This is a genomic window from Bradyrhizobium sp. CW1, assembly GCF_023100665.1.
GTDB classification, from domain to species: domain Bacteria; phylum Pseudomonadota; class Alphaproteobacteria; order Rhizobiales; family Xanthobacteraceae; genus Bradyrhizobium; species Bradyrhizobium canariense_D.
On sequence record NZ_CP064684.1, the window covers coordinates 7,161,104 to 7,184,260 of the forward strand.

21 protein-coding genes, 1 other RNA gene and 1 pseudogene are annotated in these 23,157 nt (G+C 63.7%); 10 read left to right on the plus strand and 13 right to left on the minus strand.

Features of this window, described 5'->3' with window-relative positions; translation table 11 throughout:
• Nucleotides 1-35 precede the first annotated feature (35 nt).
• On the plus strand, nucleotides 36-1,739 hold the full coding sequence (locus tag IVB54_RS34325; protein ID WP_247364093.1) for a recombinase family protein: 1,704 nt from the start codon (nucleotides 36-38) through the stop codon (nucleotides 1,737-1,739).
• Here the strand turns inward: IVB54_RS34325 and IVB54_RS34330 are convergent.
• The 6 genes and pseudogenes from IVB54_RS34330 to IVB54_RS34355 all read right to left on the minus strand — a co-directional run.
• A pseudogene (locus IVB54_RS34330) lies at nucleotides 1,721-1,801 on the minus strand (acyl-CoA thioester hydrolase); the annotation flags it as partial. The gene IVB54_RS34325 and the pseudogene IVB54_RS34330 overlap by 19 nt on opposite strands.
• Before the next feature lie 69 nt (nucleotides 1,802-1,870).
• The gene (locus tag IVB54_RS34335; RefSeq protein ID WP_018454588.1) at nucleotides 1,871-2,788 is read right to left on the minus strand and encodes a metallophosphoesterase; all 918 of its coding nucleotides are present in this window, start codon (nucleotides 2,786-2,788) and stop codon (nucleotides 1,871-1,873) included.
• Between the two features lie 128 nt (nucleotides 2,789-2,916).
• Entirely contained in the window at nucleotides 2,917-3,975 is a 1,059-nt protein-coding gene (gene ruvB, locus IVB54_RS34340; RefSeq protein WP_026232771.1) for a Holliday junction branch migration DNA helicase RuvB, read from the minus strand.
• Nucleotides 3,972-4,589 carry a Holliday junction branch migration protein RuvA gene (ruvA, locus tag IVB54_RS34345; protein WP_018454590.1) on the minus strand — a complete coding sequence of 206 codons (618 nt, stop codon included), beginning with the start codon at nucleotides 4,587-4,589 and terminating at the stop codon, nucleotides 3,972-3,974. The genes ruvB and ruvA overlap by 4 nt, the downstream gene beginning before the upstream one ends.
• On the minus strand, nucleotides 4,586-5,113 hold the full coding sequence (gene ruvC / locus IVB54_RS34350; protein WP_018454591.1) for a crossover junction endodeoxyribonuclease RuvC: 528 nt from the start codon (nucleotides 5,111-5,113) through the stop codon (nucleotides 4,586-4,588). The genes ruvA and ruvC overlap by 4 nt, the downstream gene beginning before the upstream one ends.
• A 71-nt stretch (nucleotides 5,114-5,184) precedes the next feature.
• On the minus strand, nucleotides 5,185-5,931 hold the full coding sequence (locus tag IVB54_RS34355; protein WP_018454592.1) for a YebC/PmpR family DNA-binding transcriptional regulator: 747 nt from the start codon (nucleotides 5,929-5,931) through the stop codon (nucleotides 5,185-5,187).
• Between the two features lie 205 nt (nucleotides 5,932-6,136).
• Here IVB54_RS34355 and IVB54_RS34360 point away from each other — a divergent pair, with 205 nt between their 5' ends.
• Both IVB54_RS34360 and IVB54_RS34365 read left to right on the plus strand, forming a co-directional pair.
• The gene (locus IVB54_RS34360) at nucleotides 6,137-7,885 is read left to right on the plus strand and encodes a methyl-accepting chemotaxis protein (protein ID WP_247336586.1); all 1,749 of its coding nucleotides are present in this window, start codon (nucleotides 6,137-6,139) and stop codon (nucleotides 7,883-7,885) included.
• 109 nt (nucleotides 7,886-7,994) lie between these two features.
• Complete coding sequence (locus tag IVB54_RS34365) at nucleotides 7,995-9,419, plus strand: methyl-accepting chemotaxis protein (RefSeq protein ID WP_247294131.1); 1,425 nt, start codon at nucleotides 7,995-7,997, stop codon at nucleotides 9,417-9,419.
• A gap of 742 nt (nucleotides 9,420-10,161) precedes the next feature.
• On the opposite strand, the gene IVB54_RS34370 is transcribed toward IVB54_RS34365, so the two are convergent.
• Together IVB54_RS34370 and IVB54_RS34375 are read right to left on the minus strand one after the other, a co-directional pair.
• Nucleotides 10,162-10,551, minus strand: coding sequence for a hypothetical protein (locus IVB54_RS34370; RefSeq protein ID WP_231191003.1), 390 nt, complete (start codon nucleotides 10,549-10,551; stop codon nucleotides 10,162-10,164).
• A complete protein-coding gene (locus IVB54_RS34375; protein WP_083926371.1) occupies nucleotides 10,517-10,780 on the minus strand; it encodes a hypothetical protein in 264 nt (87 codons plus the stop codon). The genes IVB54_RS34370 and IVB54_RS34375 overlap by 35 nt, the downstream gene beginning before the upstream one ends.
• 175 nt (nucleotides 10,781-10,955) lie before the next feature.
• On the opposite strand from IVB54_RS34375, the gene IVB54_RS34380 reads away from it, so the two are divergent.
• The 5 genes from IVB54_RS34380 to IVB54_RS34400 all read left to right on the plus strand — a co-directional run bounded on the left by IVB54_RS34380 (nucleotide 10,956) and on the right by IVB54_RS34400 (nucleotide 17,988).
• Nucleotides 10,956-11,291: a hypothetical protein gene (locus IVB54_RS34380; protein ID WP_083926372.1), complete on the plus strand. Its 336-nt coding sequence runs from the start codon at nucleotides 10,956-10,958 to the stop codon at nucleotides 11,289-11,291.
• Between the two features lie 366 nt (nucleotides 11,292-11,657).
• The gene (locus IVB54_RS34385; protein ID WP_247336589.1) at nucleotides 11,658-13,562 is read left to right on the plus strand and encodes an ATP-binding protein; all 1,905 of its coding nucleotides are present in this window, start codon (nucleotides 11,658-11,660) and stop codon (nucleotides 13,560-13,562) included.
• A gap of 435 nt (nucleotides 13,563-13,997) precedes the next feature.
• Nucleotides 13,998-14,462, plus strand: a complete 465-nt coding sequence (locus IVB54_RS34390; protein ID WP_247776943.1) for a (2Fe-2S)-binding protein — start codon at nucleotides 13,998-14,000, stop codon at nucleotides 14,460-14,462.
• 8 nt (nucleotides 14,463-14,470) lie between these two features.
• Nucleotides 14,471-16,648 carry a molybdopterin cofactor-binding domain-containing protein gene (locus IVB54_RS34395; RefSeq protein ID WP_026232772.1) on the plus strand — a complete coding sequence of 726 codons (2,178 nt, stop codon included), beginning with the start codon at nucleotides 14,471-14,473 and terminating at the stop codon, nucleotides 16,646-16,648.
• On the plus strand, nucleotides 16,645-17,988 hold the full coding sequence (locus IVB54_RS34400; protein ID WP_018454598.1) for a cytochrome c: 1,344 nt from the start codon (nucleotides 16,645-16,647) through the stop codon (nucleotides 17,986-17,988). Before IVB54_RS34395 ends, IVB54_RS34400 begins: the two co-directional genes overlap by 4 nt.
• A 190-nt stretch (nucleotides 17,989-18,178) precedes the next feature.
• On the opposite strand, the gene IVB54_RS34405 is transcribed toward IVB54_RS34400, so the two are convergent.
• The 5 genes from IVB54_RS34405 to IVB54_RS34425 all read right to left on the minus strand — a co-directional run bounded on the left by IVB54_RS34405 (nucleotide 18,179) and on the right by IVB54_RS34425 (nucleotide 20,684).
• Nucleotides 18,179-19,003: a TIGR00282 family metallophosphoesterase gene (locus tag IVB54_RS34405; RefSeq protein ID WP_018454599.1), complete on the minus strand. Its 825-nt coding sequence runs from the start codon at nucleotides 19,001-19,003 to the stop codon at nucleotides 18,179-18,181.
• Nucleotides 18,981-19,577, minus strand: coding sequence for a 5-formyltetrahydrofolate cyclo-ligase (locus IVB54_RS34410; RefSeq protein ID WP_018454600.1), 597 nt, complete (start codon nucleotides 19,575-19,577; stop codon nucleotides 18,981-18,983). The genes IVB54_RS34405 and IVB54_RS34410 overlap by 23 nt, the downstream gene beginning before the upstream one ends.
• Nucleotides 19,578-19,805: 228 nt before the next feature.
• Nucleotides 19,806-19,965, minus strand: a non-coding RNA gene (gene ssrS, locus IVB54_RS34415) — 6S RNA.
• 48 nt (nucleotides 19,966-20,013) lie between these two features.
• The gene (locus IVB54_RS34420; RefSeq protein WP_007599950.1) at nucleotides 20,014-20,397 is read right to left on the minus strand and encodes a cell division protein ZapA; all 384 of its coding nucleotides are present in this window, start codon (nucleotides 20,395-20,397) and stop codon (nucleotides 20,014-20,016) included.
• On the minus strand, nucleotides 20,394-20,684 hold the full coding sequence (locus tag IVB54_RS34425) for a DUF4164 domain-containing protein (RefSeq protein ID WP_007599949.1): 291 nt from the start codon (nucleotides 20,682-20,684) through the stop codon (nucleotides 20,394-20,396). Before IVB54_RS34425 ends, IVB54_RS34420 begins: the two co-directional genes overlap by 4 nt.
• On the opposite strand from IVB54_RS34425, the gene IVB54_RS34430 reads away from it, so the two are divergent.
• Both IVB54_RS34430 and tkt read left to right on the plus strand, forming a co-directional pair.
• Nucleotides 20,683-20,841, plus strand: coding sequence for a hypothetical protein (locus IVB54_RS34430; RefSeq protein WP_018454601.1), 159 nt, complete (start codon nucleotides 20,683-20,685; stop codon nucleotides 20,839-20,841). The two genes, IVB54_RS34425 and IVB54_RS34430, sit on opposite strands and share 2 nt — an antisense overlap.
• A 185-nt stretch (nucleotides 20,842-21,026) precedes the next feature.
• The gene (gene tkt, locus IVB54_RS34435) at nucleotides 21,027-23,012 is read left to right on the plus strand and encodes a transketolase (protein ID WP_018454602.1); all 1,986 of its coding nucleotides are present in this window, start codon (nucleotides 21,027-21,029) and stop codon (nucleotides 23,010-23,012) included.
• The last annotated feature ends 145 nt before the right edge of the window (nucleotides 23,013-23,157 follow it).

Here is a 23,157-nt window from a genome sequence, read left to right on the forward strand (position 1 = left end):
AAATCACGGCTCGGGGCAGCCGATAAAGGACCGACATGACGACAGCGTCATCGAAGAAAACGGCCGTACTATACGCCCGTTATTCCAGCGACATGCAAAAGGCGACCTCGATTGATGGTCAGCTATTGCTCTGCCGGAAGGTCGCATTGCGCAACGACCTCGATGTCATCGGCGAGTTTGTCGATGCCGCAAAATCTGGTCTTACCGAAGGTGCGCGGGACGGCTATCAGCGTTTACTCAACGGTGTGAGAAACCGGGACTTTGACGTAGTCGTGGTTGAGCATTTCGACCGCTTGTCGCGCGATCCCGCAACCATCCAGCGTCTCAAGCAGGTTTTCGAGTTCAACGGCGTTGAGCTGATGGATCAGAAGGGGGTCTATGCGACCGCCACTGACATCAGCATCGCAAGTCTCTACAACACGATTTACAAGCCGCAGCTCGCCGAAAAGGTTCGGCGCGGCCATGACAACGCTGTTGCCAACGGAAGAATTCCTGGCTCATGCGCCTATGGTTATCGGCCGAGGCCGGGCGCGCCGGGCGAACGCGTGATCGATGACAACGAAGCAAAGATTGTGCTCCGCATCTTCAGCGAATATGCAGCGGGCCGCTCGACCCGAACTATCGCCGCTGATCTCACCCGCGAAGGCGTGCCCTCACCAGGGGCAACTCGTCACAAGAACAAGGCTGGTCGTACCACCTGGAATCACCAGTGCATTACAGGCGGCCGGCATGGTCGCGGTATTATCGGCAACGATCTATATATAGGCGAGATACATTGGAACGTTCGCTCGACAATTCTCAACCCGGAGACCCAGAAGAAACAGAAGCGCCGCAATCCAGAAGAGCGCCACATCATAGTTAAGAAGCCGGAGCTACGGATCGTGCCGCAAGCGCTCTGGAATCGAGCGCATGAGGTTCGTAGCGCGCGCGCCGTATCTATGTTCGGACCGACTGGCAAGCCGCAGCGTCGCGCCGTGATCCCGCGCAACAACGAGCACCCGCTTGCCGGTGTGCTCCGGTGCGGCGTCTGCAATGGCCACATGCGAATCGCTCAATCCTCGCGTAACGGTGCACCGCGCGCGGCATGCGCGAGCGCGCATCAGCGGGGCACGTGCGAGCACACCCGTAGCTTCGACATGGACGTTCTGCTCGAGGATGCCTCCGACAAAATCCAACTGAAATTGCTTTCGCCGAAAGCCATTGAAGAGGCGATGTGTGCCTGGAAGGAGGAGCGCAAAAACGATCGGAACAAGGGCAGCGAACACTCTAAGCTAGAGCGTCGACGCCGCGTGTTGACTACCGAGATGGAACGCCTGTCATATGCCATCGCAAATAGCCGCCGGAAGCCGGACGAGTTGCTCAAGCGCATCGATGAGTGCGACCTGGAGCGGGAAAGCGTTGAAGTGCGCTTGCGGCTGCTGGGCGCTGGCGGCGAAAATGTCATTGGCTTCGATCACCCGAAATTCGGTGACCGATACCGTTCGGAGGTTAGAAGGCTGGTCACCGCGCTCAAGGTCAATCCGAAGGCGATCGAAACTCGCGTAGCCTTCCGCAACTTGATCGAATGCATAGTAGTGCATCCGGTTCGCAAGCGGATGCCCTACGAATATACGCCCTACCTGAACAGCTCCGCGCTTTACGGCAAGAACCTTTTCCCAGAAAACCGCAGCAAGGCGCGAGAAATCAGCACGTTTGCCTACTACGACAATGGCAAGTCAGGGAAATCCGTGTCCTCGTAATAGACGCGGACCTGCATATGGTGGCGGCCGTCGCGGATCTCGCCGTCGAGATGAGCTGTCACGTCGCGAGCCTCTTCGCTTTTCGGTAACCAGCCCGTTTTGCGCAAAAACGGCCGGCTGCGCAAGCGTGGCTAGACCACCGCCGGCCCACGCCCCAGCGTCACCTCGACGATCTCCGGCGGCACGCCGACGCGGAGCGGCATGATGCTGCAACCGAGGCCGCCGGAGATGATGACGTCGCATTTCAGCCGGACATGACCATAGGCGAGCCGGATGCCGTGCTGCGGCGGAACCGCCGGCGACCAGCCGAGCAGGCGGACCTGGCCACCATGGGTGTGGCCGGACAGTTGCAGCGCGACGCGGGCGGGCATGCGCGGCGCGATATTGGGCTCATGCGCGAGCAGGATGATCGGCGCGTCGTCGGTGACCTTGGCAAGCGTCGCGTCGAGATCGTCGGCGCCGAAGCGTCCCGTGCTCCGGAAGCGTCGCGCCGGCAGAAAGGCGAGTTGATCGCCAAGGCCGGCGAGCCAGAATGCGCGGCCATCCTTGGCGAGCCGCACGACGTCGTTCTCGTAGACGGGAATGCCGGCCGCCTCCAGCGCGCGATGCGCGACCGTCGGCCCGTGGCCGGCCTGCTGCACGGTCCTATCGGCCCAATAGTCATGGTTGCCCATGACGGCATGGACGCCGAGCGGCGCTTTCAGGCCGGCCAGCACCTTGGCCCATTCGCTCGCCGGAATGATGCGCGTGACCTGGTGCAGACCGGCAACATAGTCGCCGAGCAGCACGATGATATCCGCGCTGAGCGCATTGGTGCGGTCGACGATGGCTTCGATCCGCTCCAGCGGCATCCAGGGATCGCAGGCATGGATGTCGGCGATCACGGCAATCTTCAGCGGGAAGTCCGCCGGCCATTGCCGCGGGGTTGGATGATAGCGGGTGACGCGAAGCCGCAGCACCGGCTCGACGCCGACGCCGTAGGCCGCGGTCGAGACGGCGAGAGCGGAGAGGCCGCCGAAGGAACGGATGAGGTGACGGCGCGTGATCATGGCAGCCCGATCGTGATGCAGCTTGTTGATGCGACCCGATTGAAGCGGAAATGGGGTGCGCTTGTGCAGACCCTCTGCACGAGATCACCGGAAATTCATGACGGCCCGACCGTCCGTACTTGCGCAGATCAGTCGTCGCTCTCGTCGGTGCCGAACAGGCCGAACTGTGCCGCCGCATCGCGCGATGGCTCGCTGATGCCGAGATGGCGAAAGGCGTGCGAGGTGAGCAGGCGGCCGCGCGGAGTGCGCTGCAGATAGCCGCACTGGATCAGATAGGGCTCGATGATGTCTTCGATCGCATCGCGCGGCTCCGACAGAGCGGCGGCCATCGTCTCGACGCCGACCGGGCCGCCGCCATAGTTCTGCGCGATGGTCGTGAGGTAACGGCGGTCCATCGCGTCGAGGCCGGCGGCATCGACCTCGAGCGCGCTCAGCGCGTGGTCGGCAATCTTGCGATCGATCCTGTCGGCATCGGCCGCCGAAGCAAAATCGCGCACGCGGCGCAGCAGCCGGCCGGCGATACGCGGCGTGCCACGCGCGCGTCGCGCGATCTCGTTGGCGCCATCCGCGCTCATGCCGACGTTGAGCACGCGGGCACCACGGGTGACGATGCTTTCCAGCTCCTCGATGGTGTAGAAATTCAACCGGACCGGAATGCCGAAGCGGTCGCGCAAGGGATTGGTGAGCAGACCGGCGCGGGTGGTGGCGCCGACGAGGGTGAATTTCGATAGCTCGATCTTGACCGAGCGCGCCGCCGGACCCTCGCCGATGATGAGGTCGAGCTGGAAATCCTCCATCGCGGGATAGAGTACTTCTTCCACCGCCGGGCTCAGGCGATGGATCTCGTCGATGAACAGCACGTCGCGCTCTTCGAGATTGGTGAGCAGCGCGGCGAGATCGCCGGCCTTGGCGATCACCGGGCCCGACGTGGCACGAAAGCCGACGCCGAGCTCCTTGGCCACGATCTGCGCCAGCGTGGTCTTGCCGAGGCCGGGAGGACCGACGAACAACACGTGATCCAGCGCCTCGCCGCGCTTGCGCGCCGCCTCGATGAAGATGGACAGATTCTTGCGCGCCTGCTGCTGGCCGACGAAGTCGGACAGCGATTGCGGACGCAGCGCAGTGTCGCCGACATCGTCGCTGCGGCGCTCGGGCGTGACCATGCGGTTGGCCTTAGGATCGCTCACTTCGCGAGCTCCTTCAGGCCAAGGCGAATGAGCTGCGCGGTCTCCGCATTCTCACCCGCGCTGCGCGATGCAGATGCAATGGCCGCGGCAGCTTGCGGCTGGCCGTAGCCGAGATTGACCAGCGCGGAGATCGCGTCCGCCACGGGCCGCGGCGCGCGCTGGTCGTCGACGGCGCCGGCGAGGTGCACGACCGCCGGATCGACATTGGCAAAGGCCGGCGCCTTGTCCTTCAACTCGGTGACGATGCGCTCTGCGACTTTGGGGCCGACACCCGGCGTGCGCGCCACCGCAGCCTTGTCGCGCAACGCGATCGCGTTGGCGAGGTCGGACGGCCCAAGCGTGCCGAGCACGGCGAGCGCGACCTTGGCGCCGACGCCCTGCACGGTCTGAAGCAGGCGAAACCATTCGCGCTCCTGATCGCTGCGGAAGCCGAACAGCTTGATCTGATCCTCGCGAACATAGGTCTCGATCGACAGCACGGCGGCCTCGCCCGGCGAGGGCAGATGCTGCAGCGTGCGCGTCGAGCAATGCACCTGATAACCGACCCCGCCGACGTCGAGGATGACGAAATCCTCGCCGTAGGAATCGATCAGGCCCTTGAGCTTGCCGATCATAAGCCTGCCACCTTCAGCCGCAGCGCGGTGCTCTGGCGATGATGGGCATGGGTGATGGCGATGGCGAGCGCGTCGGCGGCGTCCGCGGACGGCGGATCGGCCTTCGGCAGCAAAATCTTGAGCATCATCGCGATCTGCTGCTTGTCGGCGTGGCCGGCGCCGACCACCGTCTTCTTCACCTGGTTCGGCGCGTATTCGGCAACACTGATGCCGAACATCGCAGGCGCGAGCATGGCGACGCCGCGGGCCTGGCCGAGCTTCAGCGTCGCGACGCCGTCCTTATTGACGAAAGTCTGCTCGACCGCGGCTTCCATCGGCTTGTGACTGGACAGGACGGCGGCCAGCCCCTCATGGATCGCGAGCAGCCGGCTCGCCAGCGGCAAATCGTCCGGCGGCTCCACCGAGCCGCAGGCGACGTAGATCAGGCGGTTGCCCTCGGCCTCGATCACGCCCCAGCCGGTGCGGCGCAGGCCAGGGTCGATGCCGATGATGCGAACGGGGCCACGAATCGGGAGCGTCGTCATGAGCCAGTGATAGCGGCTGGCCGCCGTGGGGGAAACAGAAACAGAACGGAAGTAACAGGGGAAGTGCCCCCCTACCCGCCCATCTTCGCCAGCAGCGCGTCCGACACCTCGAAATTGGCGTAGACGTGCTGGACGTCGTCGTGCTCGTTGAGCAGGTCCATCAGCTTGAGCAGCTTCTCGCCGGTCTCGTCGTCGACTGCGACCGTGTTCTGCGGCTTCCAGATCAGCGCGGCCTTGCGCGGCTCGCCGAACTTGGCCTCCAGCGCCTTGGCGACGTCGCGATAGCCTTCGGTCGAGGCGTAGATCTCGTGGCCGCCTTCGCTCGAGATCACGTCGTCGGCGCCGGCCTCGATCGCGGCATCCAGCACCGCATCGTCGGAGGCGATGCTGCGGTCGTATTCGATGATGCCGGTTCGGTCGAACATGAAGGAGACCGAGCCGGTTTCACCGAGATTGCCGCCGGACTTGGCGAAGAAGGAGCGGATGTCGGAAGCCGCGCGGTTGCGATTGTCGGTCAGCGCCTCGACGATGACGGCAACGCCGCCCGGGCCGTAACCCTCGTAGCGGATCTCGTCATAATTCTCGCTGTCGCTGCCGAGCGCCTTCTTGACGGCGCGCTCGATATTGTCCTTCGGCATGTTCTCCTGGCGCGCCGCGGTGATGGCGGCACGCAGGCGCGGGTTCATGTTGGGGTCGGGCGTCCCCAGCTTGGCCGCGACGGTGATTTCCCGCGCCAGCTTGCCGAACAGTTTCGACTTCTGGGCATCCTGCCGCCCCTTGCGGTGCATGATGTTCTTGAATTGGGAATGTCCGGCCATGCGTGATCTTCTCTAGGGACTCGTGCGCCAAGGTGAGCGTGGGAAGCGCGGCCTTATAGGCCGCGACCCCCCTGGAAAGAAAGAGGCTCTACGACTTTAAGGTAACACCGTACGGGCCCGTGCCTAGATGTCAGGCATCGTTAACCCTGATTTCATTCCAGCCTGCGAAAATAGCCTCCGACCGTCCCGTGACAAGAGAGAGCTGATGGCATTCGAACTATTTCGGAAGCGTCTGCCGGACATGGCTGCAACTGCGGCTGCCCCGCAGGCCGCGCAGCCGGCGGCCCATCCCGAGCCTGCCGCGGCCGTCGAAAGCGATTCGGCCAAGGAAATCCTGGAACTGCTGGAACTCGAGCTGGGCGCCATGATTCGCCAGCTCGAGCGCGCCGCCAATTCGGTGGCCGGCGGCGCCGAGGCGACCGCCACGACGCTTGCCGCCATTCGCGACCGCACCGACGCCCTGACCGGCCGGACCAACGCCGCGCAATCGAATGCCTCCACCTTCGCCCATGCCGCCGACAAATTCACCCAGTCGGCGCTGGGCATCGGGGCGCAGGTTCGCGAGGCCGGCAAGCTCGCCGACGAGGCCAGTGCCGCGGCACAGGAAGCCCGCGCCAATGTCGATCGCTTGCGCGAATCCTCGGCCGCCATCGGCAACGTCGTCAATCTGATCGCACAGATCGCGCGGCAGACGACGCTGCTCGCGCTCAACTCGACCATCGAGGCCGCGCGCGCGGGCGCTGCGGGAAGAGGCTTCGCGGTCGTCGCCACCGAGGTCAAGGCACTCGCGGTGCAGACCCAGGGCGCGACGGAGGAGATCACCAAAAAGATCGACGCTCTGCAGCGCGACGCCGCCGGCTCAGCAGATGCGGTGCACCGCATCTCGCAGGCGATCGAGGCGATCCGTCCGGTGTTCGAGACCGTCAACGGCGCGGTCGCCGAACAGAATGCCACCACCAGCGAAGTCTCCGGCAACGCGACCAGCGCGTCGCAGTTCATCATCTCGGTCGGCGAAAGCGCAGCCGAGATCGATGCTGCGACCAAGGCGGCCGAGAGCCACGGCGAGCACGTCGCCAGCGCAGGCAAGGCCGTGACCGCCTTCGCACAGAAACTGAAATCGCGCTGCGCCGTGCTGCTGCGCCAGAGCGAGCACGACGACCGCCGCAAGACCGAGCGGCTGCCCTGCCATCTCAAGCTCGAAACCGCCCGCGGCGTGCTGCCGGTCTACGAGATAGCGATGGACGGCGTGCTGATCGGCGGCGCGGACGCGGGCCGCCTTGCATCGCAAGCCATGGTCGAAGGCACCCTCGAAGGCGTCGGTGCCTGCCGCCTGCGCGTGGTCGAGCAGTCCAAGGCCGGGGCCCGCGCGCAATTCGTTAGTCCCAATGCCGAGCTACGCGAGAAGATCGAGGACAGGCTGTGGTCGATCCACGAGGAGAACACGGAGTTTGTCACCCGCGCCATGGAGGCGGGTAACGCGCTGACCGCGATCTTCGAGCAGGCGGTTGCCCGCGGCGAGGTGAAGATCGACCACCTCTTCGACACCGATTATGCCGAAATCGCCGGAACCAATCCGCAGCAGTACCGCACCAGATATCTGGATTGGGCCGATCGCGCGCTGCCGGCGTTCCAGGAAGCCTTTCTGGCGAAGGACCCGCGCATGGCATTCTGCGCCATGGTCGATCGCAACGGCTTCCTGCCGGTGCACAATAGGATCTATTCGCATCCGCAGCGGCCTGGTGATGCCGCCTGGAACACGGCCAACAGCCGCAACCGGCGGATGTTCAACGATCCGGCGGGGTTGGCTGCCGCGCGCAACCTGCGCTCGTATCTGGTGCAGAGCTATGCACGCGACATGGGCAACGGAAATACGGTGATGATGCGCGAGATCGACGTTCCGATCCGCGTGCAAGGCCGGCACTGGGGCGGATTCAGGACGGCCTACAAGCTCTAGTGCGCGCTCAGGCAAGACGCCAAAGCGCGAATCACCTCCTAAGATCGATATTGGAATGGGAATGCCGCGGAGAGCCGGCGAATGGCTCTGACTGGAGGACTCTCAAGACATGTCCGTCGTACAACTTGCAGTACTGGACACCGGCTCCAACCGAACACTTTCCGAACGGCTGATCGATCAGCTCGCCGACCGCATCGGCGGCCTCGGCGTGGAACTGGCTGACATCGCCGGCAACGTCCAGGAAGTCGCAAGCCGCGTCGCGAACCAGTCGGAACGTTTCCACCACCTCCAGGAAACCGCCGAGACGATGGTGTCGGCCAACCACGACATCGCCAATGCGTCACAGGCGGTGCAAACGACCACGTCAGCGGCGGTCGGCGAGATCGCGCAGTCGCGCGGCGCAGTCGACGCCGCGGTTAGCCACATCTCCGAACTCGTTGCAGCCGTCGAACGCATCGAGGCGCGGCTCAGCGCAGTCGGCTCCGCGCTGGCACAAGTCGCAAAGGTCTCCGGCTCGATCGAGGCGATCGCGAAGCAGACCAATCTGCTCGCGCTCAATGCCACCATCGAGGCGGCACGCGCCGGCAATGCCGGCCGCGGCTTCGCGGTGGTGGCAAGCGAGGTCAAGAACCTCGCGGAAGCCACCCGCCAGGCCACGCACCAGATCTCCGACACCGTGCGCGATCTCGACGGCCAGATCGAAGGTCTGATCGGCGAGAGCAGCGATGCCTCGCAGCGCGCGAAGACGGCCGGCGAAGGCGCCCAGCGGATCTCCGGCATCATCTCGCGGGTTCAGCAGGGCTTCGCCTCGGTGGAAGCGGAGATCGGCAGCGTCACGCGCGCGGCAACCTCCAACCTCGGACACTGCGACACCGTCATCAGCGAGCTCAACGAACTCGCCAAGGGCGTCGATCTCTCCTCACGCGATCTCAAGAACGCCGATCAGCGCGTGACCAAACTGCTCGACACGTCGGAAGGGCTGATCGCGCTGATCGCCGACAGCGGCGTCGAGACATCGGATGCGCCGCTGATCCGAATTGTCGTCGAGATCGCAAAGCGGATCTCGGACGAGTTCGAAGCCGCCATCGGCCGCGGCGAGATCACGCTCGACCAGTTCATGGACGAGAACTATCGGGAAATCCCCGGCACCGATCCCAAGCAGTACAACACCAACTATGTCGACTTCACAGACCGCGTGCTGCCCGCGATCCAGGACCCGATCCAGAAATCCGATCCCCGCATCGTGTTCTGCGTCGCCTGGGCCAAGGGCGGCTATCTGCCGACGCACAACCCGAACTACCGCCTGCCGCAGGGCAAGGACCCGGTCTGGAATAACGCCAATTGCCGCAACCGCCGCCTGTTCACCGATCGCGCGGTGCAGAAGGTCGCGGCCAACACCAAGCCGTTCCTGCTGCAGACCTATCGCCGCGACATGGGCGGCGGGCAGTTCGTGCTGATGAAGGACCTGTCCTCGCCGATCATGATCCGCGGCAAGCACTGGGGCGCCTTCCGGATGGGCTTTCGGCAGAGCTGAGGGTCGTCGCGACGCGCTTGCGGCGGGGGCGCATGGTCTCCCTGAATCAGAAACCTCGAAAACAACCCCATGCACAGTAGCCGGGGCGGGCAGAATCAATGGCTTAAGCGCCTGATGAATCCCTCGATCCAGACGCCTCTGAAGCGCTTGCGCCGTCGGGCAAAACAGGCGTATACTGCTATTATTCCGAAATTTCCATCCCCTCCTCTTCTCCCCTCGCGAGAGAAGCCGATTTCGATAGCCCCGCCCCGCTTTCCGTAGACGGCGCTGGCCGCGCGCTGTACGGCCTTCCGGGCCTACGCTTGGGCGGCCCGGTAGCTGTGCTTGGCAATGAACGGACTACTTCTTTTGCTCGGTGGTCGTCGTGGCGGCCGGGGTGCCGTCGCGAGCGTCCCGTCGCTCGTCGCGTCCCGTACGCCTCTCTTGGCGCCGCTCTGTGCGTCCCGTGCGGCGTTCCTGGCGGCGCTCTGTTCGCCCGCTGCGCCGCTCCTGGCGGCGTTCTGTGCCTGACTTCGGCGCGTCCGCTGGCGGCGTGGTAGGCGCGGCGGCTGGCGCAGTGGTTTGAGCAACAGCCTCTGAGGCCGCCAAAATTGAGGACGAAACCACAAGCCCAAACACCCCTGCGTATCCAAGGAAGGTTAGTGCGTTGCGACGACAGACCTGTTTCGGCTCCGAACGTTCATTCATGGTCAGGCTCCCGGTTGCTGCCCCTTAGAGCATGTCACCAGCGTCGGTGGCCTAGTTATTGATCTGGATCAACTTGGTTCGGTGCTTCGAGCCACGTTGGGATTTCGGCCGATGGGATCGACACTCTCGGAAAGTGAGGGATGACAGTCCCTGCACTGACGATCAGTCCGTCGTTGAATTTGGTTCGCGCAAAATCCTTGGCTGCTGCTTCGCTTTCAAACGTGTTGGTTAGCCGCGGATGTCGCCGTCTTGACAGTGTGCCATCCAGCGGCACTTCAAAAGTGACGTACCAAGTGTGTTTCATGCCTAAAGCCGCCCCGTCGGTACCGTGGCCTATCCCCGCCAGACAAAGCAAAGCCGCCACCGGGACGAAGCGATGGCGGCTTCTTCCTGGCTTGCGAAACCGGCCTTTACCGCCTGGCTCCGACACGATTGACGCCACCATTCGCATTGCCGCCGGCGTTATGACGGACTGCGGCGCGCGCCACCGGGCGGGGCCTGAGCACGACGCCTGCCCGAGCAACGCAACCCGCTGGGTAGGCAGTGTATTGGCAATACACGACCGCATTGGCTGGGCCTGGATTGAGCGTGAGACCTGCAAGGCCCAACAGGGCGCTGGCAGCAATCCCGGCAACAGTCGCTGACCTGATCGAAAGATGCTTGCTCGGATGCATGGCGGACCTCTCTCTTGGAACTTGCGCAACTGAGGCTCATCGCCTTCTCAGGTGCGGCAGAACACAGCGTAGTCGCCGCAGTGCGCGGGTTCGATTGATCTACATCAAGCTCCTGCGCGGAGAGAGCCGCAATCTCGCGAGCGGGGCTTAAGGAATTCATGGAAGGGTTTCTGTCATGCTCCGCTTCATTCTTGCTTCTCTTGCAGCTTTCGTTTTGCTCACCGCCTGCTTGATCCCCGATGATGCCGAGGCTCGGCGCGGCGGAGGTGCCTATCGGGGTGGCGGCGGTTATCGCGGCGGTGCGGTCGCAGTTCGAGGACCGCGAGGCGGCGGCGCTGTTGCGGTGCGCGGCGCAGGCTACCGTGGCTACGGCTATCGGGGCGGCTATCGCGGCTACGGCTATCGGGGCTACGGTGTAGGAGCGGCAGCGGTAGGCGCGGCTGCCGTTGGCACTGCTGCGTACCGCCGCAGTTGCTACGATGCTTACGGAAACTATATTTGCGCCTATTAACCCGTCGACCGCGACTTCCATCGTCTTCCGCTCAAGTCCGCGCCTGATCGAGCGAATAGGCGTGGACGGTGAAGAGCGGCTTCGGGCTTTGGCCGGGACCGGCTGATAGACGGTGAACGGCTTCGGGCTTCGCATGGCTTGCTCCTGTTGAAGCTCGGGCGAACCCCGAGCTTCAACTTTCAGCCACCGTTAGCGCGTGCAGTTAAACCAAGATTTCGGCTGGAATTCATTGTCCCCGGAATCGTTGCGGTCCGCTGCCGCTGGGTCCAGTCCTGATCGCTCTCCCCGGCCAAGCCGCCGACAGCCGTTTTTCGGCCTATTAAACATTCGGCCGTGCCATTAGGCTCCGGGACCGAGGGGACTAGGATGGCAATGCGGTTTTGCCTGTTCTCACTATCCTGGCGATCCTTTTGCAGGCGGACCTTCGCCGCCCCGCTGGTCGTCGCATTGTTGCTGGCAACACTGGGGCCGGGTCGGGCGGCTGATCCTGAGCCCAAGCGCGTTTTGATGCTGCAATCATTCGGCCTCCGCTTCAAACCGTGGACCGATTTCGCTGAGTTTCTTCGCCCTCAAATGATCAAGCAATCGAAAGTCCCAATCGACTTTCAGGACCACTCGCTGCTAAGCGCCCTTGTGGACGACGACAAGGCGCTCGCACCCTTTATCGGTTACCTCCAAGCATTGTACGGGGCCAAACCTCCCGACCTCATTGTCGCCCTCGGTGCGCCAGCTGCCGAGTTTGTGCAGCGGTATCGCGCTCAGCTTTTCCCCAAGACACCAATGATGTTTACTTCCGTCGAGGCGCGACGGGTCCAATACGACAAGCTGACCGAGTATGACACCGTGGCCGCTGCGGCTCATAATTTTCCTGCCGCCATCGAAACTATTCTGAAGGTGTTGCCCGACACGAAAGTGATCGCCGTCGTGAATGGGGCTTCGCCCAATGAAACATTTTGGCAAGGGGTATTGGAGCGAGAACTCGCACCGTTCAGCGGGCGGGTTGAACTACGATGGTATAACAAGCTGTCATTTGAAGATATCCTGAAAGACGCGGCACATCTTCCACCTCACAGCGCCATCTTCTGGCATCTGATGAGCGTTGATGCGGCGGGTGTTACACATGAGGGCACTGCCGCCTTGCACAGGCTCTCGGCTGCCGCCGATGCTCCCATCTTTTCCTATCTTGACGGATTTTTTGATGGCTCGATTGTCGGCGGCTCTATGCATTCGATCGAGAAGGGCATGACTATCGCAGCCGCGGCGGCAATCCGTATTCTAAACGGTGAAAAAGCTGGCGACGTAAAGGTCGCACCCAGCCAATTCGAGCTGCCAAGGTTCGATTGGCGGCAAATGCAGCGGTTCGGGATCAGCGACAGCCACCTGCCGCCCGGCAGCACGGTCTACTTCCGCGAGCCATCGGTGTGGGAACGGTATTTATGGCTGATCGCATCCGTCGTCGCGGTTTTTCTCATACAAGCCGGGCTTATTGCTATCCTGCTACGTGAGCATCGCCGTCGTCAATTCGCCGAAGTACAGTCGCGACAGCGCATGACTGAACTGGCCCACGTTAATCGCTTCGCGACCGCTGGCGAACTGACCGCCTCGATTGCTCACGAGATCAACCAGCCGCTTGGGTCTATTCTGACGAACGCCGAAACCGCAGCCGCGATCCTGCAATCGCAGCGTCCCGATATCGCTGCACTTTCCGATGTCGTTGAACTCAGGGAAATTGTGAACGATATTTTACAGGATGACCGGCGTGCCACCGAGGTCATTCGCAGGATGCGCAGCCTCCTAAAGAAGGCGCCGTTCGAATTGAAGCAACTGGACCTCAATGAGGTTGTGCAAGAGACGGTCAGATTTCTTTCGGCGCTAACCGTCAGCCGAAAATTCGAAATGGTCAACGTGATCACGCCAGATGCGCTACCGATCCTCGGCGATCGCATTCAGCTTCAACAAGTCATTTTGAACCTTGTGCTGAACGGGGTCGAGGCTATGAAGGACACGTCTCACGAAAGCCGCACTATCAGCATCCGGACCGCGCGCGTCGAGCAATTCGCCGAGCTATCCGTGTCAGATCGCGGACCCGGCATTCCAGAAGACAAATTGAAACAGGTTTTCGAGCCGTTTTACAGCAGTAAAGCGGAAGGCATGGGCATGGGCTTGTCCATTGCGCGCACCATTATCGAAGCACACAACGGGTTCATATCAGCGAGCAATCGGGAGCATGGCGGTGCCTCGTTCGCGATCAGGCTTCCCTTTGTCGCTTGATCCAAAACGGCGCCCGTACGCGGAGACGGACCCCTCACCCGAATGAGCCTGCGTCTACCGGCCTCGCTGCCCTCTCCCACAAGGGGAGAGGGCACAACAATGAGTCGCGGCAATTGATCGCGCCGTCGATCGACTTCCACAATCGCACGAGTTTCGTCATCGCATGATTTTGCGCATTCGCACGATCTTCTGTGGCCATCAATGACGCTTGTGAGCAAAATGCGTCAGAAAATGACGATTATCATATCAATTAGCCCAAAATTACTGCAGTGATCGCCGCACAAATTCGTGAACGTCATGGCCTAACGCGCTCACTGCGCAAAAATGCATTGCCGGACATGTCGACGCTTCATCGTTTCGCATCGATATGATTATTGTGCGCGCAAATTCGCTGACTAGATCGCCGCAAGCGATCGAGCGAGCAAGGGGATGCATATGGCAACTGTTCTCACCATCAACGGCGAAACGAAATCGTTCGACGCGCCACCTGACATGCCGCTGCTGTGGGTGCTGCGCGACGTCCTTGGGATGACCGGCACCAAGTTCGGCTGCGGGATTGCGCAGTGTGGCGCCTGCACCGTGCACGTCGACGGCAAGGCAGTCCGCTCCTGCGTCTTGCCGGTCAGCGCGGTCGCGAACCGCGCCATCACCACGATCGAGCATGTCGGCAGCACGCCAGCGGGCGCAAAGGTGCAGAAGGCCTGGCTCGATGCCGAGGTGATCCAGTGCGGCTACTGCCAGTCCGGCCAGATCATGTCGGCCGCGGCACTGCTGGGGGCAACGCCCAGCCCTGACGATTCCGACATCGACGCCGCGATGGCCGGCAACATCTGCCGCTGCGGCACCTATGTGCGCATCCGCGAGGCCATCAAGCAAGCCGCCTCCGGCCGTCAGTCGTGAGGTCCGCCATGATCACCGACAAGACTCTTCCTGACGTCTCCCGCCGTGCGGTTCTGACCGGCGGTCTCGCCACCGGCTTCCTGCTCGCCTTCCATCTGCCGCTCCGCGCCGCCGTCAACGAGCCGGAGCAGCCGAAGGACACGACCGACGGCAAATTCGCGCCGAACGCCTTCATCCGGGTCGAAGACACCGGCCGCACCGTGCTCCTGATGCCGCAAGTCGAGATGGGCCAGGGGGTCTATACCTCGATTGCGATGATCCTGGCCGAAGAGCTCGACGCGGATTGGGCAAAGGTTGCGGTGCTGCACGCGCCGCCCAACGACAAGCTCTACGCCAATCCGGCGTTCGGCCTGCAGGCCACGGGTGGTTCGACCTCGATCCGCGCCTGGTGGAATCCGTTGCGCGCCGCCGGCGCCAGCGCGAAGGCGATGCTGGTGCAGGCCGCAGCGGCGCAATGGCAGGTCGAGCCGGCAAGCTGCACGACATCGAAAGGCGAGGTCGTGCATGCCGCAAGCGGCCGCAAGCTCGGCTATGGCGAACTGGCACTGGCCGCACAGGGCCAAACGCCGCCGAAGGACGTCCGGGTGAAGGACCCCAAGGACTTCGTCATCATCGGCCAGCCGCTGAAGCGGCTCGACACGCCGGACAAGGTCAATGGCAAGGTCGTCTACGGCATCGACGCGATCCTGCCCGGCATGAAGATCGCCGCGATCGCCAATTGCCCGGTCTTTGGCGGCAAGGTCGGCAAGGTCGACGACAGCGCGGCGGTCAAAATTGCGGGCGTACGCAAGGTCGTGGTGCTCGAGGATGCGGTCGCGGTGATCGGCGATCACATGTGGGCCGCAAAGAAGGGCCTCGATGCGCTCAAGATCGAGTGGAACGAGGGACCGAACGCGAAGCTCAGCACGAAGGACGTCTGGCAGCATCTGCGCGCCGCCAGCGAGAAGGACGGCGTGGTCGCGAAATCGGTCGGCGACATCGCCAAGGGGCTCGCCAGCGGCGACAGGTTCGAGGCAAGCTTCGAACTGCCGTTCCTTGCGCATGCCTCGATGGAGCCGATCAACGCCACCGTTCACGTCAGGCCGGATGCCTGCGAGATCTGGACCGGCACGCAGATCATGACGCGCGTGCAGTCGGAGGCGGCGAAGGCTGCGGGCCTCCCGGTCGACAAGGTGATTGTCAACCAGCATCTGCTCGGTGGCGGCTTCGGCCGCAAGCTCGAGCCGGATATGGTGGTGGCCGCCGTGAAGATCGCAAAGCAGGTCGACTATCCCGTCAAGGTGATATGGACCCGTGAGGAGGACATCCAGCACGACGTCTACCGTCCGGTCTATCGCGACCAGGTCACGGCGTCGCTGGTCGACGGCAAGGTCGCGGCCTGGAAGTACAAGGTCGCCGGTTCCGCCGTGCTGGCGCGCTGGCTGCCGCCGGCGTTCCAGAAGGGTATCGACATCGACGCGGTCGATGCCGCCGTGGATGCACCCTACGACTTCACCAACTTCCATGTCGAATATGTCCGCGCCGAACCGCCGGCGGTGCCCACCGGCTTCTGGCGCGGCGTCGGTCCGAACAACAACGTGTTTGCGGTCGAATGCGCGATGGACGAGCTCGCGCGCAAGGCCGGCAAGGATCCGGTCGAATTCCGCCGCTCGATGCTGACGAAGAATCCGCGCATGCTCGCGGTGCTCAATCTTGCCGCCGAGAAATCTGGCTGGGGCCAACCGCTGCCACCGCGCGTCGGCCGCGGCGTCTGCGTCCAGCCGTCGTTTGCAAGCTTCCTCGCCACCGTGGTGGAAGCGGAGATCGACGATATCGGCGAGATCGTGCTCCGCCGTATCGTCTCGGTGGTCGACACCGGCATCGCGGTCAACCCCGACACGGTGAAGGCGCAGATCGAAGGCGGCCTGGTGTTCGGCCTCACCGCCGCACTCTATGGCGAGATCACCATCGAGAAGGGCCGCGTGCAGCAGTCGAACTTCCACGACTACCGCATGATGCGCATCAATGAGACACCGAAGATCGAGGTCGTCGTCGTCAAGAGCGGCGAAGCGCCCGGCGGCATCGGCGAGGCCGGCGTCAACGCCGGCCCGCCGGCGCTGCGCAACGCCATTTACGCAGCAACCGGCGTGGCGCTGCGGCGCCTGCCGATCGATCGGAAACTGCTGGCTGCGGGGAAAAAGGCATGAGCGGCAAGATGCGTATCCTCACTGGCATCGTCGTGATCGCCATTGTCGTCGTGGCGCTCGGCGTCTGGATCATCCGCGGGCCCGGCCCGCTCGACTTCGCCGGCGGCACCAAGGTGGCGCTGGCGGATTACCGTGCCGGCAAACCGGCCGGCGTGCCGGCAAAGTTGGAGAAGGCGAGCCTGGTCGAACGCGGCGAATACCTGGCGAAGGCGGCCGACTGCATGGTTTGCCACACCAAGCCCGGCGAGACGGACTATTCCGGCGGGCTCGGCTTCAAGCTGCCGTTCGGCACGCTCTATTCCACCAACATTACGCCGGACACGGACACCGGCATCGGCAATTACAGCGACCAGGATTTTCTCAACGCCGTCCAGCGCGGCAAGCGCCATGACGGCGCCCGGCTCTATCCGGCGATGCCCTACACGTCCTACACCTACATGACCGACGACGACGTGCTGGCGGTGAAGGCCTATCTGTTCAGCCTGCCTGCGGTGCGCGCGAAGCCGCCGGAGAACACGCTGTCCTTCCCTTTCAACCAGCGCTGGGCGATGATTGTCTGGTCGGCCGTGTTCAATCCGGACACGCGCTTTGCGCCCGATACGTCGAAGAGCCCGCAGTGGAATCGCGGCGCCTATCTCGTGGAGGCGCTGGCGCATTGCGGCGAATGCCACACGCCGCGCAATCTCGGCTTTGCGCTGGACAACCGCAAGAAATTTGCAGGCGCGATCACGGCCGGGTGGCGCGCCTTCAACATCTCCTCCGACAAGGCCACCGGCCTCGGCAGCTGGCGTGACGAGGACCTGGTCTCCTATCTGTCGCTCGGCCATGCGCCGGGCCACGGCTCGGCGTCGGGTCCGATGGGCGAAGCGGTCGACCACAGCTTTAGCCAGTTCGCGCCTGAGGACATAAGCAGCATCGTCGCTTATCTGCGCAGCGTGCCGCCGCAGCCCTCGCCCGACCTGCCCGCAATCACCGCGCCCGTCGCACCCGCCTCGCACAAGGACGGCGTCACGGCGGATGCGCGCGGCAAAATGGTGTTCGCCAGCGCCTGCGCCAGTTGCCATGGCTGGAGCGGCGAAAGCCCGGTCTCGCCGATGGCGACGCTGACCGGCACCTGGGCCGTCAACGACCCCGCCGCCACCAACGTCGCGCAAATCGTGCTGTCAGGCACCAAGCGCGACACGCCGGACGGCGCGCTGTCGATGCCGGCGTTCGGCAAGGCCTATAGCGACGACGAGATCGCGGCGGTGGCGAACTACGTGACAGCGCGGTTCGGCGCGAAGGGCTCGAAGCTGACGGCGAAGGATGTTGCGGAGTTGCGGGAGCAGACGGCGGAGTAATTCTCGCGCCGACTGACGCTGCACCCTCTCCCCTTGCAGGAGAGGGTGGCTTCGCGAAGCGAAGCCGGGTAAGGGGTTGTCTCCACGCGTCCAACTCGCATTTGAATTCGCGGAAGCGACCCCTCATCCGGCGCTTCGCGCCACCTTCTCCCACAAGGGGAGAAGGTGCAGCGGGATCTGCCGCTGCAATTCAGCTCAGCCAGAATTTCGGCGTCGTCGGCTCCAGCCTGCCGCCGGCGCGCACCGGCCCAATACGGAGCGCAAGCCCCGTCGCGTCATCCGTCTCGACCGCAACGCCGCTGAGCGTCGCAGCGCCCGCTGCCGGCTCGAAGCGGCCTGAGGGGATCCCGGAGGTGAACCTGCGCAACGGCTCCTCCTTCTGCATGCCGATGATGGAATCGTAGTCGCCGGTCATGCCGGCATCGGTCATGTAGGCGGTGCCGCCCGACAGGATCTGGTGGTCGGCGGTCGGCACATGGGTGTGGGTGCCGACGACGAGGCTGGCGCGGCCGTCGCAGAAGAAGCCGATGCCCTGCTTCTCGCTGGTCGCCTCGCAATGGAAGTCGACGACGATGGCGTCCGCGGCAATGCCGAGCGGGCAGGCGCCGAGCTCGCGCTCGAGGGCCGCGAAGGGATCGTCGAACGGGGTCATGAAGACGCGGCCCAAAGCGTTGACGACGAGCGCGTGCTTGCCGTTCTTGGTCTCGACCAACGCGGCGCCACGGCCGGGCGTCCCGCGCGGATAGTTCGCCGGCCGCACCAGGCGCTCCGCGCGCTCGATGAACACCAGTGCTTCGCGCTGATCCCAGGAGTGATTGCCGAGCGTCACCGCGTCGGCGCCGGCGTCGAGAAACTCCTGATAGATCGCTTCCGTGATGCCGAAGCCGCCGGCGGAATTCTCGCCGTTGACGACGACGAAATCGAGCGACCAGTCCTTGACCATGCCAGGCAGATATTCGGCGATGGCATTGCGCCCGGCACGGCCGACGACATCACCCACGAAGAGAATGCGCAACTTCAGAACTCCGGAAATCGAATACGTCCGATTCCGTTAGCACATAATCCAGCGCCACGTCGTGGGCTAGTGCCGGAACCGCCTTGATCTCCTGCGCTGCAAAAGCGAGCCCGATGCCGACGATGGTCTTGGTTTTTCGCAGATGCGCGAAGGTGTGGTCGTAGTGCCCCGCGCCATAGCCGATGCGATGGCCGAGACGATCGAAGGCAGCGAGCGGCGTCAGCATGATGTCGGGAATGACTTCAGCGGCCCCAGGCGACGGCTCGGGAATGCCGAGCGGGCCGAGCATCAGGCGATCGTTCGGATGGAAGATGCGGAAGATCAGCGCCTGGCCCCGCGCAGTGACGCAAGGCAGCGCAAGCCTGGCACCCTGCTCGGCGAGCTTCTTCAGCAGCGGCATCGGATCGATCTCGCTGCGGATCGGCGAATAGCCCGATACGATGCTGCCAGGCAGAAGCTGGAATGGCAGCCCGCGCTTGGCGAGCTTGGCGGCGGCGGCGATGCGTTTCTTTTCGCTCAGCGCATCGCGCGCCGCGAGGGCTTTGGCACGGAGTTCGGCTTTGGTGTTGGTCATGCGCGCTTGCTCCGAAGGCTGAGCCTTGCTCCGCCGTCATCACCCGCCTTGTGCGCCCTTGCGCACTGGGGCGGGTGATCCAGTATTCCAGAGACGCCAATGCAAAAACCTCGACAGCGCGGCGTACTGGATGCCCCGCCTGCGCGGGGCATGACACCGAAATCAAACCGCGAGCGTGTCGGGGACGCAATTTCGACAGGCACGAACCAGAAGGAAGAAAAACAAAAGTGCGAAGCCGCGAACGCCGTTGAAGCACTCGATCCCGGAGTTCCCTACGAAAGTAGGTGGGCACCATATGTCCGAGCCCACGGGCCCGGCCAGGGACAGTTCCCTAAAGGATCGATAAGGCCCCGGGGATAATGGCTCCTGACGCGCGTCGCAGCCCCGCTTGGGCAATGTAACAACGATGCTGACGAATCGCCAGCCCGGTGAAGGGTCAGCCGATGGCGATCCCGTTGCCGACGGTGCGGTTCAGGACCTGGGTCGACTTCTCGATGCGCTCGGCGGCAGAGTTCAGTGCGTTCACGACCGCGGTCTGGGTCAACCGGGCGCGCTCGACGGCGGCGTTGCGGAAATCCCGCAGTTCGGTCAGCTCCTGCTCCATGGTCCGGATGCGGTTGCCGGCATCGACCAGTTCGTCGCAGACGGTCAGCGCCGCCATCACGGTGAGCCTGGCATCACCGATCTCGCCGAACTTTCCGCGCAGCGACTGAATCCGCGTCTCCAGGCTTTCAGCCAGCTTGAGCAGCCGCACCTCCTGGCCTTCCTCGCAGGCCATGCGGTATTGCCGGCCGTTGATGGTGACGTTGATGTGGCTCATCCGTCCTCTCCGGTATCGAGCACCGAACGTATCGTGACGATCGCGGAATCCAGCCGATCGGAGATCTCGCGGCTGGAGCGCTCGAGCTTGCGTGCCTTCACCAGCGCGCCGTCGAGCTCGTCGGCAAGCCGCGAGCGGTCCGCGCCGAGCGCCTGAATCCGCGCCGCGAGCTCGTTCTCGTCGCGATCGGCATCGCGCCGCCGCTCCACCGCGCTTTCGAGCGAGTCGAGCGCCGCCATGAGCCTGCGGGTCGCGATCTCGATCTCGACGGCCGAGGACTCGGTCATGGCAGAGCTGTTGGATACGCGATCGTTCATGCAGTCAGCGGCGGAACCTGTGGCCTTGCCCTTGGAGTTTTCCTTTGGGCTTTTCCTGGGGCTTGCCGTCCGGCAAAAGACTCGGTTCGGCAAGCGGTTAGAAGCAGAAATTTACGTGGCAAGCTAGGGAATCGCAACGCCGCCGCGAAACCTATGCACTGCTAAGCAACTTTTGCGGCCAAACCGGCGTTTGATTGCCTTGGCCTGTCGGAACCGAGATGCTATCCCAGCCGCGACCCCAGCGGCCGAAAGGCTCCTTCCGGCGCGGCCAAATCCAGCCACAAGCGCCTCATTTCAGACGGATTTTCAGACATGACGCAGGTCGATCACAACCGTATGGCCAATGCGATCCGCGGCCTTGCCATGGACGGCGTCGAGAAGGCGAAATCGGGTCATCCGGGCCTGCCGATGGGCGCCGCCGACATGGCGACCGTGCTGTTCACGCAATTCCTGAAATTCGACGTCGCCGCGCTGGACTGGCCGGACCGCGACCGCTTCGTGCTCTCGGCCGGGCACGGCTCGATGCTGATCTATTCGCTGCTGTATCTGATCGGCAGCCCAGAGATGACGATCGACCAGCTCAAGGACTTTCGCCAGTTGGGATCGCTGACACCCGGACATCCCGAGCACGGCCACACCAAGGGCATCGAGACCACCACCGGTCCGCTCGGCCAGGGCATTTCCACCGCCGTCGGCATGGCGCTCGCCGAGAAGATGCTCGCCGCCGAGTTCGGCAAGAAGATTGTCGATCACCATACCTATGTGATCGCTTCCGACGGCGATTTGATGGAAGGCGTGTCGCAGGAAGCGATCGCGTTGGCCGGGCACTGGAAGCTCAACAAGCTGATCGTGCTCTATGACGACAACGGCATTTCGATCGACGGTCCGACCTCGCTTTCCGACTCCGTCGACCAGGTGAAGCGGTTCAAGTCGGCGGGCTGGGCCGCCGAAAAGATCGACGGCCACGACCAGGCCGCAATCGCCGCCGCGATCACGCGCGCGCAGAAATCAAACAAGCCGACGCTGATCGCCTGCCGCACCACCATCGGCTTCGGCGCCCCGCATAAGGCCGGCACCAACAAGGTGCACGGCGAAGCGCTCGGCGCCGACGAGCTCAAGGCCGCCAAGGAAAATCTCGGCATTTCGCTGGAGCCGTTCTCGGTGCCCGACGACGTGCTCAAGGCCTGGCGCGCGGCCGGCAGCCGCGGCGCGGCGGCACGACAGGAATGGGAAGCAAGGCTCGGTGAACTCGGCAGCCGCAAGCGCGCCGAGTTCGAGCGTCGCCTGCGCCACGAGCGCCCGGCCGCGCTCGCGAAGGCGGTGCGCGCCTACAAGAAGGAGCTGCTGGAAAAGCCGATGAATGCGGCGACCCGCAAATCCTCCGAAGCCGTGATCGAAGTGATTGCCGGCGCGATGCCGATGGAATTTCTGGCGGGCTCGGCCGACCTCACCGGCTCCAACAACAACAAGGCGAAGTCCGCAACCGCGTTCTCGGCCAAGACGCCGAAGGGCCGCTTCATCCATTACGGCATCCGCGAGCACGGCATGTGCGCGGCGATGAACGGCATCTTCCTGCACGGTGGTTTTGCGCCGAACGGCGCGACCTTCCTGGTGTTCACCGATTATGCGCGGCCCGCGATGCGGCTCGCCGCATTGATGGGGACCGGGGTCGTTTATGTCATGACCCACGATTCCATCGGCCTCGGCGAAGACGGCCCGACCCACCAGCCGGTCGAGCATCTCTCAGCACTTCGCGCCATTCCCAACATGCGCGTGTTCCGTCCGTGCGATTCCATCGAGGTTGCCGAGTGCTGGGAGCTCGCGCTCAACCGCATCGACGGCCCGACAGTCTTGGCGCTGACCCGTCAGAACCTGCCGCAACTGCGCACCACCGCACCGAACGAGAGCCCCTGCCGGTTCGGTGCCTACGAGCTGGTGGCCGCCCAGGGCGAAGCCAAGGCGACGCTGTTCGCCTCGGGCTCCGAAGTGGAGATGGCCGTGGCCGCCCAGAAGCAGCTCGCCGAGCGCGGCATTCCGACCCGGGTGGTTTCGGTTCCCTCGCTCGAGCTCCTGCTAGCGCAACCAAAGGAGCGCCGCGACGAGATCATCGGCAATGCCCCCATCAAGGTCGCAATCGAGGCCGCCGTGCGCTGGGGCTGGGACGCCGTGATCGGCCAGGATGGCGAGTTTATCGGCATGCACTCCTTCGGCGCCAGCGCCCCTCTCAACAAGGTATTCCAGCACTTTGGCATTACCGCCGAGGCCGCGGTTAACGCCGTTCTGAAACGCGTTTCCTGAGAGTTGAGATTACCGAAAAAAAGGACTACCTAACGTCCCATATGATCAAGCCCCGCCCGGCCGAACCGGGCGTCCGCCCTAAAAAAACCCTCGCAGGCGCGCTAGCGCGTTGTGCGGGATGACAACGGTCATTGAAGGAGACGAA